Origin of the sequence: Holdemania massiliensis AP2 (genome assembly GCF_000327285.1) — a bacterium.
Taxonomy (GTDB): Bacteria; Bacillota_I; Bacilli_A; order Erysipelotrichales; family Erysipelotrichaceae; genus Holdemania; species Holdemania massiliensis.
The window spans coordinates 1-11,824 of sequence record NZ_HE998571.1 but is presented as its reverse complement, the minus strand read 5'-3'; the positions used below and the strand labels follow the sequence as shown (position 1 = coordinate 11,824).

Genomic DNA, 11,824 nt, shown 5'->3' with positions numbered 1-11,824 from the left:
GAGGAAAATAGGGATGAAGTGGAATGTGACAAAGCATGGGAAACAGAGAATACTCAAGGATGAGAAAAAACAGACTGCCGTCATTTTAACATTGGAGGCACAGATGCCGCTGATTGAGTATCAGGGAAAAACGTACAGCGTTCAGGTTGAAAGACAGGCGCATTCGATTTCTTTGAAGCTGGCGCCGCTGGGTGAAGGAAACCTGATCTGGAATGGCAAGGAAGACGGGATCTGGGCACTGCGTCCGCCGGTCTATGAACAGGCAGAGATTCGCTTCGGTGATTTTATCGGTCAGCTCTGCTGCCGGGGCGTTCGCTGTCAGATTGAAAAAGCCGGGCATGTGATCGGCCATCTGCAGCCCAATCAGATTGAGATGGAAGAATCAGATCCGCTGCTGGCAGCCTTTCTCATGCTGGTATTCAGCCGAATGATTGAAGAGAAGGACATCATGCTTGTATAATTCAAAAGAACCCTCATTCTGGATAAGAATGGGAGTTCCTTTTTATATTAATTTGTTTTTCTAAGTTTATTCAATAACGACTCCGGCATAACCGCAGGAAAAATCGGCAGGCACAGCGATCCAGGATAAAGAGGACGGAAAAAGCCTGTTTCCTCGGCAGGATCGCCGCCGAAACAATTGTGCGTGAACTTTAGTTTTATTTTATGGGGATAAACAATTTAACCTCATTCTGCGGATCGTCATAGGAAATTACTTCCCGGGCGTAAACCTCAAAATCCTCCCGTTCATCCAGCTCCGCTTTGGCGCTTGGCAGCCAAGTTCCATAGATATAAAGATAAGTCGTATATAAATTACGAAAAGCTCCCCGATGAGTAAAGACCGCAAATTTCCCCCCATTCAGCGTTTTTGCGATCAAGCCTGGCGGCAGAGAAGTCAAAGCGCTGACCGGGCTGCCGACCAACACCGTAAAGGCAATGTCGCCTTCCTGGGTGTAGGTGGTCGACAACGTTTCACAGACACTGTATCCAATGGGCGAGGTCGAGAAAAAAGAATGATACTCACGCAGAAATTGTTCCCAGAGAGAAGAAATCTGGTTGTTGGAAAGGGCTGTGGTGCCGCGCAGACCACCAAGCTGAACGGCTTCGCGTTCTGCAATTTCCGGCGTGTGGGAAACGTTGAAAGCGATGTGTTCAAGATCGCCGGGAAGCAGTTTCACTTTGGCTTCGACAAACCGGCTGATACCGCGTCGGCGGTACTCGATGGGAGTGCATCCAAAATGTCCCTTGAAAGCTCGGTTAAAAACTTCAGCCGACTGAAAGCCGCATTCCAGGGCGATGTCGAGAACTCTTTGATCCGAATGCAGTAATTTCTCAGACGCGACAGAAAGCCGGCGGCGATGGATATAACGATTCACGGATTCACCGGAAACCGCGGTAAACAGGCGGGTCATGTGATAGTAAGAATAACCCGTTTCCCGCGATACATCGCTCAGACTGATCGGATCGGATAAATGCGCTTCGATATACTCAACGGCCTTTTCTAAAATTGATATGGGTTTCATGCACCCGCCTCCTTCCATATTATCATTATACCATGGCTCAAAGACACGATGATCCGTCATATTTTAGCAAAATTGATCAAGAATGGACGCTTCGGCTCTGATATGCTGAGAAGCAGACACTTCACAGTGAACACAGGAGGACGAAGAATGGAAAAAACGACGAAAACAGAATTAAAGAATACTTTGGAAACCGCGGCGGAGAACCGCGATATCGTGGTTTACGGACTGACGCAGAACAATCTGAAACATGTCACTTTCAGAATACCCAAAGAGAAAATTACGGTGTTCACCGGTGTGTCCGGTTCTGGGAAATCAAGCATTGTCTTTGATACGCTTGCCGCTGAATCGCAGCGCCAGATGAACGCGACCTATCCGCCCTTTGTCCGATCCAGAATGCCGAAATACCCCAAGCCGGCGGTCGAACGGATTGAGAATTTATCGCCTTCGGTGATTGTCGATCAGTCATCCTTAGGCGGAAACATTCGTTCCACCGTCGGCACAATCAGCGGTCTGTATGCCAGTCTGCGGCTGTTGTTTTCACGGATTGGAAAGCCGTATGCTGGATCGGCCTCCTGCTTTTCGTTCAATGATCCTAATGGAATGTGCCGGACATGCAGCGGTCTGGGCAAGGTTACAAGCCTGGATGTAACCTCTCTGCTTGATCCAGCTTTATCGCTAAATCAGGGCGGTGTGAAGGATTCCTTATATCGTCCCGGCTCCTGGTATTGGAAACAGCTGGCTCAGTCCGGTCTGTTTGATCTTGATAAGCCGATCCAGGAATATACAGCCCAAGAGTACAATCTGCTGCTCTATGGATCCAGGGACGGCAGCGGCACACCGGAAAATCCCAAGTTTCCAGGCTTGGTTCATCAATATACCAAAACCCTGCTGAACCGGGATCTCAGCGACAAAAGTCAGCACACGCAGAAGAAATCCCAGCATCTGATCAAAGAAACGGAATGCCCCAGCTGTCGGGGAAAACGGCTCAATCCGACAACGCTGGCCTGCAGGATTCACGGCTATTCGATCGCGGAGATGAGCGAAATGGAGCTGCCGCAGCTCAAAGCCGTGCTGATGGAAATCACGGACCCCACTGTAAGCATGATTGTTCAGACACTGGCCGAAGGCCTGGACCGGCTGATTGAAATCGGATTATCCTATCTGCATCTGAATCGCGAAACGCTGTCGCTTTCCGGTGGGGAAGCACAACGACTGAAATTGGTCCGCTATATGGGAAGCAGTTTAACCAACCTGCTTTATATCTTCGACGAGCCCAGCACCGGCATGCATCCCCGCGATGTCGGCCGCATGAACCGGCTGCTTTGTCAGCTGCGCGATAAAGGCAATACCGTGCTTGTTGTCGAACATGATGAAGATGTGATTTCAATCGCCGACCACATTATTGACGTCGGCCCGCTGGCCGGCCAGAAAGGCGGCGAGATCGTCTTTTCCGGCAGCTATTCCCAACTGCTTCAAACCGATACGCTGACCGGCCAGACTCTGCGGCATACGCTGCCGATTAAGCAAAGTTTCCGCAAGGCTCAGACAAGCCTGCCGATTCGCGGTGCACAGCTGCATAATCTGAAAAAAGTCGACGTGGATATCCCGTTGGGGATCATGACGGTGGTGACCGGAGTTGCCGGTTCAGGAAAGAGTACGCTGATATCCCAGGTCTTTGCCAGACAGTATGAAAACGATGTGATCATGATCGATCAAAGTGCGATTACAGCCACGCAGCGTTCTACACCCGCTTCCTATCTTGGCTTTTTTGATGAAATCCGCCGGCTGATGGCGCGGGAAAGCGGGCAGTCAGAAAGCCTGTTCAGCTTCAATTCCACCGGAGCCTGTCCAGTCTGCGGTGGGAAAGGGGTTATCGTCACAGAGCTGGCGTTCATGGATCCGATCATAACGGAATGCGAAGCCTGCGCAGGTCAGCGGTACAATTCGGAGGCGCTGAGCTGTACTTATAAAGGCAGGAATATTGTTGATTTATTGAATCTGACTGCTTCAGAAGCCTTGACAGTCTTTGAGGAAGCGAAGATCCGCCGGCACTTACGGGTGATGGAACAGGTCGACTTGGGATATTTAACGTTGGGACAGCCTTTAAGCACACTGTCCGGCGGAGAACGGCAGCGAATCAAGCTGGCCAAAAATCTGGCAAAGCGCCGGGGAATTTTCGTGATGGATGAGCCGACAACCGGCCTGCACCGCTCGGATATTCAGAATCTCTTAAAGCTTTTTGAACTGATCGTAGATCGCGGCGGAACCCTGATCGTAATCGAACATAACCTGGATGTGATCAAGCAGGCAGACTGGATCATTGATATCGGGCCGGATGGCGGAAAAGACGGCGGGGAAGTGGTGTTTACCGGCACCCCGGCTGAGATGATTCGAAGTGCCCAAACGCTGACGGCAGAGAGTCTGAGGCGATCCTGTGCCCGTACCGATCTTTTAAAATAAGGAGATGAAAGACAGCGAAAGGACAACGGTAATCGGAAAGCAGACCCAAAGGAAGAGATAGCGTATCCCTTTTAATCTTTCTTTGCTTCCTAAGCCTTAACGATTCAGAAAACAAGGAAGACTAAAAACAGTCCGGACCCCGTGATGGGAAATCCCGACCGCTTTCTTTTTGTCGCTCAGCTTTTATTAACCTGACATTCTTTTTCGACCCATTCCTGCGCTATCCACTGGCATGGAAAACGCCCGCTGGTCAGCTCTTGGACTTTTTCCGCCACCGTCGGATCGGTGGTTAAGAATTCATAGACGACTTGTTCGCCATAATCCTTAGTGAGGATATCGGCCTGATCCTTTAATAAATAATCCAGCTTGCCAATCAGATCATAGGAGAACGTCAGCGTATAACGATCCATCAGCACCATTTCCACCTTAGGCGCCAGCTTGACGGTTTCACTGACCGAACGGGAATAAGCCCGGACAAGTCCGCCGGCTCCCAGTTTGATTCCGCCAAAATAACGCACGGTGACGGCGCAGCAATCCTGCAGACCGCTGAGCTTGAGCGCTTCCAGCATCGGGACTCCGGCCGTGCCGCTGGGCTCACCCGCGTCGTTGGAACGCTGCAGTTCGTTATGCTGCCCGGCGATGTAGGCGTAACAATGATGATTGGCTTCCGGGTGCAGCTTGCGGATTTGCTGAATGAACTCCTTGGCCTGGACTTCATCCAGACACTTGTGCAGATAACAGATAAACTCCGATCGTTCAATGACGATGGAATGATGAAAATCCTCTTTCAGCCGCATGCGATCACCTCTTGATTTTCATCTTATCATGAATTTCAATCCCAAACAATCCTGACGGCTTTTCTTATTATAAGGAAGGTGGAAATTGATTCCTCCTAAGATAACACAGGCGACGTTTAAAAATCCTGTTGAATTGGGTCTTGTAGAAATTCTTCAATTCAACTAGAATAAGACTATTAGTTTTAGAAAGCAGGGATTTTATGAGTAAATTCAATTCAGATAAAATGGGGACGATGCCGGTCGGCAAGCTGCTTTTCAGCATGTCGGTGCCGGCAATATTTTCCATGCTAGTGCAGTCGTTATACAACGTCGTTGACAGTATCTTTGTTGCCCAGGTCAGTGAGGATGCCCTGGTTGCCGTGTCAATCGCCTTTCCGCTGCAAATGCTGATCATTGCCCTGGCTTTAGGCGTCGGGGTCGGCACCAATGCCCTGATCGCCCGCCGTTTAGGGGAAAAACGCCGGGAGGAAGCCAACATTGCGGCCAATACCGGAATCGTTCTGTCGCTGATCAACATGGCGCTGTGCATGCTTGTGGGACTGTTTCTGGCTAAACCCTTTGTCAGTCTGTTTACCCATGATGCCGCGGTCTTGGAGATGGGTTCGCAGTATTTGATGATCGTCATGATTTTCTCAGCCGGCGTGATGATTGAGATGACCTGTTCGCGGGTGCTGCAGGCGACGGGCAACATGATCGTGCCGATGCTTTCGCAGCTGATCGGCGCGATTACCAATATTATTCTTGATCCGATTTTCATCTTCGGCTACTTCGGCGTTGCTAAAATGGGAGTTGCAGGCGCGGCGGTGGCGACGGTTATCGGCCAGATCCTGGCGATGATCTTCGTTTTGATCGTTTTAAAAGTGGGTACTCATGAAGTCGATATCGCCCCTTGGCGGCACCATCCGCAAATGCAGGCAGCCAAGGATATTTACCGCGTTGGAATTCCAACGTTTGTCATGAATGCGATCGGCTCGGTCACGACAACGGCCATGAACGCCATTCTGATGAGCTTTTCCGCAACGGCCGTTGCGGTGCTGGGAATCTATTTTAAACTTCAATCGTTTGTTTTTATGCCGATTTTCGGGTTAAATCAGGGCGCAATGCCGATTCTGGGCTACAATTACGGAGCGGGGGATGAAAAACGGTTTACCCGTACGCTCGTCTTATCCTTCGGCGTGGCGGTAGCGATCATGTTAGCCGGCACAGTTCTGTTCTGGACAATGCCGGAAATGCTTTTGAAGCTGTTTAACGGCTCCGATCAGATGCTGAAGCTGGGCGGCTATGCACTCAGAATTCTGGCGCTGTGCTTCTTGCCGGCCGCCTGCAGCATCATCATGACCACGATGTTTCAGGCGTTAGGCAAAGGATTGATGAGTTTGATCATGTCGCTGTTGCGCCAATTGGTCTTCATCATTCCGCTGGCTTGGGTTCTCGGCCAGCTCGGCGGATTGAGCGCCGTCTGGTTCTGTTATCCGGCAGCTGAAGTGCTGGTGGCCGTGATCTTTATTCCGATTGCTTTAAAAACCATTCAACGTAGTTTTAATGCAGAACGCCGGGAAAATGGGGCATACTGAAAAAACACAGTCCAAAGTAAGGTGATAAAATGAAAAAAGCATGTTATGTCCTGTACGGCGCTTCCGCAGTCTTGATGATTTACAGTACGGTTTTCCAGCTTCAGCATCAGCTCTATGCGAAGCTTGGCTATCTCGCCATGGCCTTCGGCGTTCAGCTGATCGGTCCGCTTGTTGTTAAGCTGCTCAAGCTCAGGCAGGCCTGGGGATTGTTGTTCTGGGCGCAGCTGTTTATCGCTGTGGCGATGATCATCGGCAATACCCTGAACGGTTATGCCATTCCTTACTTCGATAAAGTGCTGCATTTCAGCTCCGGCATCCTGATCTGCGCGGTGATCACGCTGGTCTATTGCTGGCTGAAACAAAGCTGGACGGAAAGCACGCCGCGTGATTATCTTTTAAAATGCTTATCCATTCAAGGAATCAACATGATGATAGCCTTTCTCTGGGAATGCTTTGAATTCGGATGCCTGATTTTTCTCAAGATCGACGCGATCAATCACTATACCCAGGGCGTTTACGATACGATGACCGACATGATCGTCTGCTTCTTAGGCGGTTTGATCTTTCTGTTTTTGCTAACGCGCAGCGAACGCAAAGGGAAAAAAGATCCGCTGCTGAATTCACTTGAAACGTTTTATAAAACCAACCTGCAAGGCCGCTGAGGCCTTTTCTTTTTGAAAAATACACGTTAAGAGATCCGCGGCTCATCCTGAAATGGAAACAAAAAAGCAAAATAAATCTCAGAACGCCGAGGCATACTAGAGGCCAGGAGGAAATCAGGATGCAGATTGAAGGAATAATTCACAATACACCCCAGCCCCATCTTGAGCTTGCGGCGGATGCGGCGCTGCCGGAAGGACCGCTGATCATCATGCTTCAAACTCAGCTGTTTAAACAGAAAGCAGAAAGAAAAGGACAAATCTGGACGCTGGAACTTCCGGAGGAAGTCTGTTCACAATCTGAGCTTACCGAAGGCAAAACGGTCAACCTGTGGCTGGAACCAGAATCCGGTCACAGTTTGGCAGAATGTCCGCAGGCCTTACAGGAAGCACTCTTAGCCAACCGCAGTGCCTGTTATTTTTTTCAACTGCTGGATCCGGAGCAGCGCGGGCGTATTATTCATTATGCGGAACAAGGGGTGGAAGATCAGCGCATTCGGCGGATCGACAAAATTGTTGCGATGCTCTATGAACGACGCACTTTGTGAACTTGTGAAATTAAATGAAGAAAATTAGCACTAACTACTTGACAGTGCTAAAGAATGTGATATACTAAAATTGCAAGTTGGGAAAGACCCAATAAGCCAGGAATAAGACAGATAGAAAGAGGCGATTCAAGATGAGATTTGTACCGAACACCTGGATGGACAGCTTGGCCGACGAGGTTCTTAAGGATCCATTTTTCAGAAAGAATACTGTCCCGGCTGTCATGAAAACCGATATTCGCGAACGAGAAGATGGGTATCTTCTGGATATTGAGCTTCCTGGATTTAAAAAGGAAGAAATCAAAATGGAGCTGGAAGACGGCTATCTGACCATCGCAGCCGCGCACACAGCAAGCAGCGAGGAAAGAAGTGAACAAGGCAAGCTGGTGCGTCAGGAACGTGTCAGCGGCAGCTGCACCCGGACTTACTTTATCGGTGAAGAAATGAACGTCGAGGACATTAAAGCTCGTTACGAAAATGGTGAGCTGAAGGTCTTCGTACCGAAAAAAGACCCGCAGATCATGCAGACCAAGAAAACAATTTCCATTGATTAACTTCTCTGAGCGATCAGAGTTCAAATCAGGCAGTATCGCATAAGTTGAAAACAGAAAGAGGTGTGATGTATGAGATTACTACCAAGAATGATGTTTGACGACTTCTTTGATGACATGTTTGATGAACCTTTGCTCCATCGCAATGCGATCACCGCAATGCGCTGCGACATTCGTGAGAAGGACGGCAGCTATCTGCTGGATATTGAGCTGCCAGGCTATGACAAAGAAGATATTAAGATGGATTTGGAAAACGGCTATCTGACCGTATCCGCGCTTCGCAATACCAACAAAGAAGAAAAGGACGATCAGGGCAATGTGATCCGTCAGGAACGTGTCCAAGGCTCCTGCTCCCGCAGCTTCTATGTCGGCGAAGCGATCACGCCGGAAGACATCAAAGCGCACTATGACAACGGTGAATTGAAGATTGTTCTGCCGAAGAAAGACGCGCCGGCAGTGGAAACGAAAAAGACCATCATGATTGAATAATCTAATCTTTAAATCAGCGGTATCCTGGATTCCGCTGGTTTTTTCTTTGTTCAGTTTGGCAATGAACCCAATCAGAAATAAATGATATCCAAGGTCAAGGGCAGAGGATCAGTCTGCCGCGCTTATAGTCAGCCGTCAGCCGGATATTTGCGGTTGGATCAGACAAGGGAAAGCACAGCACTTATTCTATAAGGAAGAATTGACAGAATCTGATGATTGTCTATCGCTTCCTCCGTCACCATCGGCTATACTTGGACTGTAAACCGTAGAGGAGGGAAAATCAGGTGAATACAATCGAAATCCTAGTCACCTGCCTGGCTTTGTCGCTGGATTGCTTTGTGGTTATGATGGCGCGGGGCGCCGTGATGAATCCGCAGGAACACCGCCGCTCGCTGATTAACAGTTTTATCTTTGCCGGATCGAGCCTGCTGATGATCGTCTTGGGATCGCTGGCCGGTTCCCTGATCAAGAGTCAGCTTGTGCTGCATGTCAATCAGGTGATCGCGGCGCTGATCCTGTTTGCCCTGGGCTGCTTCCTGTTAATTCAGGCCTTTCGGCAAAAAGCCTTTGAAGAACGTCATGATGACAGTTTTAATTACAAAAAAGTCTTATTCCTGGGATTGATCACCAGTGTTGATGTTTTCCTGTTGGGAACCTGCATGACCTTGCTGCAGGCAGATGCCTTTCAGGTATGCTTAATTTCCACATTGGTAACGCTGGCTTGCGTGGAATTGGGACAGCAGATTGGCTATCGTTTAGGTCTGGCCTATCGCCGGACCATCTTTACAGCCGGCAGCGTGATTCTCTTTCTGATCAGCCTTAAGGTTCTTTTCCAGGTGCTGACGCATCTGCGCTAGGGGGGAGATCATGGAAAAACGGGGGATGATGAAACGCTTTCTGGCAGAAAGCCTGAAAGAACTCATGCTGCAGAAAAGTTTTGAAAAGATCACAATTAAGCAAATCTGCGATAAAACCGGCGTCATCCGCGCCACGTTTTATAATTATTTTGAAGATAAATACGCAGCTTTGAGCTATATCATTTATCTGGATACTGTCGATACAGCACTTCCTTATATAGAAAAGAAGCAATTCCAGCAGGCCGTCAAAGCCATGCTTGATAAGTTCGTGGAAAATCGTGAATTTTATCAAATTGCTTTCCGGATCACCGGTCAGAACAGCTTTTCGGATCTGTTTGAAGAAAACGTTCAGCAGTTATTTGCGGAGATGTTCCGCCGTTACGGTCGGACTGAAAAGCTGGGAACGATGACCGAAGATGAACTCGCCGGCTATTTCGGCAACAGTTTATGCTATACGGTCAGTCATTGGCTGTGCCGCAATCGAAACATGGACAGTGAAACATTTTTAAAGCAGTATGGAGCCGTTCTGACCAGTTCCGTCTTTGATTTTCTCGATATGCCTCAAGGCAGTGCCAGCGGTTTGTAAGCCTTCGTGAGAGAAAACAATCGAACTGTCTGAAATGTGGAAAACTTCCTGGAAGAAGGCTTGACAGGGGAGTGGAAGCGTGATAATTTTTAAACAGTTAACCGACTGACGGAAGTGGAATTGACCACAGGGAAGTTAATGCAGAACAGAGCCGACCGTCTGGGCCATTAAGGACCAGCAGTGCGGCTTTTTTTCGTAAAAGGAGGAAAAAAGATGAAAGAGTATGAGCTGAAATACGGATGCAATCCCAACCAGAAACCAGCCAGCGTCGACATTGAAGAGGGAGATCTGCCGTTTACGGTACTGAATGGCCGTGCCGGGTATATCAATTTGCTGGATGCCCTCAATGCTTGGCAGCTTGTCAAAGAATTGAAAGAAGCAACCGGAATGGCGGCCGCCGCTTCATTTAAGCATGTATCTCCCGCCGGCGCCGCGATTGGCCTGCCGTTGGACGATACCATGAAAAAAATCTACTTCTGTGAAGACACGGAGCTTTCGCCGATTGCCTGTGCGTACATCCGCGCCCGCGGGGCAGACCGCATGTCTTCTTACGGCGATTTCGCCGCCCTGTCAGAAGAATGTGATGAAACCACGGCCCGTTTTCTGTCAAAGGAAGTTTCTGATGGTGTTATCGCTCCTTCCTACAGTGAGAAAGCGCTGGAAATTCTGCGGGCTAAACGCAAGGGGACCTACCTTGTCTTGCGGATGGATGCGAATTATACGCCGAAAGCGATGGAAAGCAAAGAAGTTTACGGAGTACGTTTTCACCAGCAGCGCAATGATGTGAAGATTGATGAGAGTCTGCTTCAAAACATCGTATCGGAAAATAAAGAATTGCCGGAAGCGGCCAGACGAGATCTGCTGATCGCGATGATTACGGCTAAATATACGCAGTCCAATTCGGTTGTTTATGCGAAGGACGGTCAGGCGATCGGAATCGGCGCTGGCCAGCAATCCCGCATCCACTGCACACGAATGGCCGGTAACAAGGCGGATATCTGGCATCTGCGTCAGCATCCGAAAGTGCTGAATCTGCCGTTTAAAGAGAAGATCCGCAGAGCTGACCGCGATAATGCGATCGACGTGTATATTTCCGATGAATGGGAAGATTTGCTGCGGGAGGGCAGCTGGCAGGAGGCTTTCACGGAAAAACCGGAAGTGCTGAGTGCGGAAGAAAAGAAAGCTTGGCTGGCATCGGTCAGCGGGGTATCCCTGGCATCAGATGCGTTCTTCCCATTTGGGGATAATATTGAACGGGCTCGCAAGAGCGGCGTTTCGTACATCGTAGAAGCCGGCGGTTCTGTGCGCGACGATCATGTCATTGATACCTGCAATCGATATGGTATTGTGCTGATTTTCAACGGCGTCCGTCTGTTCCATCATTAAGCCGCTTCTTTCTGTCTGTCAGTATTCGTGCGTGCTGAGGTTCAGACAGAAAGAAGAATCGCCAACAACTAAAAATGAAGAGAAAGGATATTCCGATGAGAAGGCTGTTTCACTTGCGGCCGAGGAAAGGGATATCCTTTCTTTATAGAAGCGCTGCTTTGAGAGTCTGACGGAAGAAAAACAGAAAGGGAGAAGATCGATACAGAGAAAGACAGGCTTTATAAGAAGATCCGCAGAGGCAGGAAGAAACGCAGGAAGGAGAACAAGAAAGACAAACCATAATCAGAAGGAACCGTAAATGAAGTCATCAAGGAATGGGTGAAAAGCCTGAAAATAAAGCGATGTTACGAATTTCAATCCCGCGCAGTCCAGGACGAAAGCAAAAAGCAGACAAAAAAAA

12 protein-coding genes and 1 riboswitch are annotated in these 11,824 nt (G+C 49.0%); of the genes, 10 read left to right on the top strand and 2 right to left on the bottom strand.

Annotated features, from left to right (window positions below; genetic code table 11):
- Positions 1-13: 13 nt before the first annotated feature.
- Positions 14-460 (top strand): hypothetical protein, encoded by a 447-nt coding sequence (locus tag BN162_RS15730; RefSeq protein ID WP_020226083.1) that lies wholly within the window; start codon positions 14-16, stop codon positions 458-460.
- Positions 461-656: 196 nt separating this feature from the next.
- Here BN162_RS15730 and BN162_RS15725 read toward each other — a convergent pair whose 3' ends face one another.
- Entirely contained in the window at positions 657-1,520 is an 864-nt protein-coding gene (locus BN162_RS15725) for a helix-turn-helix domain-containing protein (RefSeq protein ID WP_020226082.1), read from the bottom strand.
- 147 nt (positions 1,521-1,667) lie between these two features.
- Here BN162_RS15725 and BN162_RS15720 point away from each other — a divergent pair, with 147 nt between their 5' ends.
- A complete protein-coding gene (locus tag BN162_RS15720; protein WP_020226081.1) occupies positions 1,668-3,980 on the top strand; it encodes an ATP-binding cassette domain-containing protein in 2,313 nt (770 codons plus the stop codon).
- Positions 3,981-4,156: 176 nt separating this feature from the next.
- On the opposite strand, the gene BN162_RS15715 is transcribed toward BN162_RS15720, so the two are convergent.
- Positions 4,157-4,777 carry a YigZ family protein gene (locus BN162_RS15715; protein WP_020226080.1) on the bottom strand — a complete coding sequence of 207 codons (621 nt, stop codon included), beginning with the start codon at positions 4,775-4,777 and terminating at the stop codon, positions 4,157-4,159.
- A 200-nt stretch (positions 4,778-4,977) separates the two neighbouring features.
- Between BN162_RS15715 and BN162_RS15710 the strand changes: the two genes are divergently transcribed.
- The 8 genes from BN162_RS15710 (at position 4,978) to BN162_RS15675 (ending at position 11,424) form a co-directional block, all read left to right on the top strand.
- Positions 4,978-6,351 carry an MATE family efflux transporter gene (locus BN162_RS15710; RefSeq protein ID WP_020226079.1) on the top strand — a complete coding sequence of 458 codons (1,374 nt, stop codon included), beginning with the start codon at positions 4,978-4,980 and terminating at the stop codon, positions 6,349-6,351.
- A 29-nt stretch (positions 6,352-6,380) separates the two neighbouring features.
- Positions 6,381-7,013 (top strand): DUF2238 domain-containing protein, encoded by a 633-nt coding sequence (locus BN162_RS15705; protein WP_020226078.1) that lies wholly within the window; start codon positions 6,381-6,383, stop codon positions 7,011-7,013.
- Between the two features lie 119 nt (positions 7,014-7,132).
- Entirely contained in the window at positions 7,133-7,558 is a 426-nt protein-coding gene (locus BN162_RS15700) for a YdeI/OmpD-associated family protein (RefSeq protein ID WP_020226077.1), read from the top strand.
- A 131-nt stretch (positions 7,559-7,689) separates the two neighbouring features.
- Entirely contained in the window at positions 7,690-8,109 is a 420-nt protein-coding gene (locus BN162_RS15695) for an Hsp20/alpha crystallin family protein (protein ID WP_020226076.1), read from the top strand.
- Positions 8,110-8,178: 69 nt separating this feature from the next.
- Positions 8,179-8,595: an Hsp20/alpha crystallin family protein gene (locus BN162_RS15690; RefSeq protein ID WP_040452389.1), complete on the top strand. Its 417-nt coding sequence runs from the start codon at positions 8,179-8,181 to the stop codon at positions 8,593-8,595.
- Between the two features lie 284 nt (positions 8,596-8,879).
- Complete coding sequence (locus tag BN162_RS15685) at positions 8,880-9,452, top strand: manganese efflux pump MntP (protein ID WP_020226074.1); 573 nt, start codon at positions 8,880-8,882, stop codon at positions 9,450-9,452.
- Between the two features lie 10 nt (positions 9,453-9,462).
- On the top strand, positions 9,463-10,038 hold the full coding sequence (locus tag BN162_RS15680) for a TetR/AcrR family transcriptional regulator C-terminal domain-containing protein (protein WP_020226073.1): 576 nt from the start codon (positions 9,463-9,465) through the stop codon (positions 10,036-10,038).
- Positions 10,039-10,129: 91 nt separating this feature from the next.
- Positions 10,130-10,210: riboswitch (ZMP/ZTP riboswitch) on the top strand.
- 41 nt (positions 10,211-10,251) lie between these two features.
- A complete protein-coding gene (locus BN162_RS15675) occupies positions 10,252-11,424 on the top strand; it encodes a phosphoribosylaminoimidazolecarboxamide formyltransferase (RefSeq protein ID WP_020226072.1) in 1,173 nt (390 codons plus the stop codon).
- The last annotated feature ends 400 nt before the right edge of the window (positions 11,425-11,824 follow it).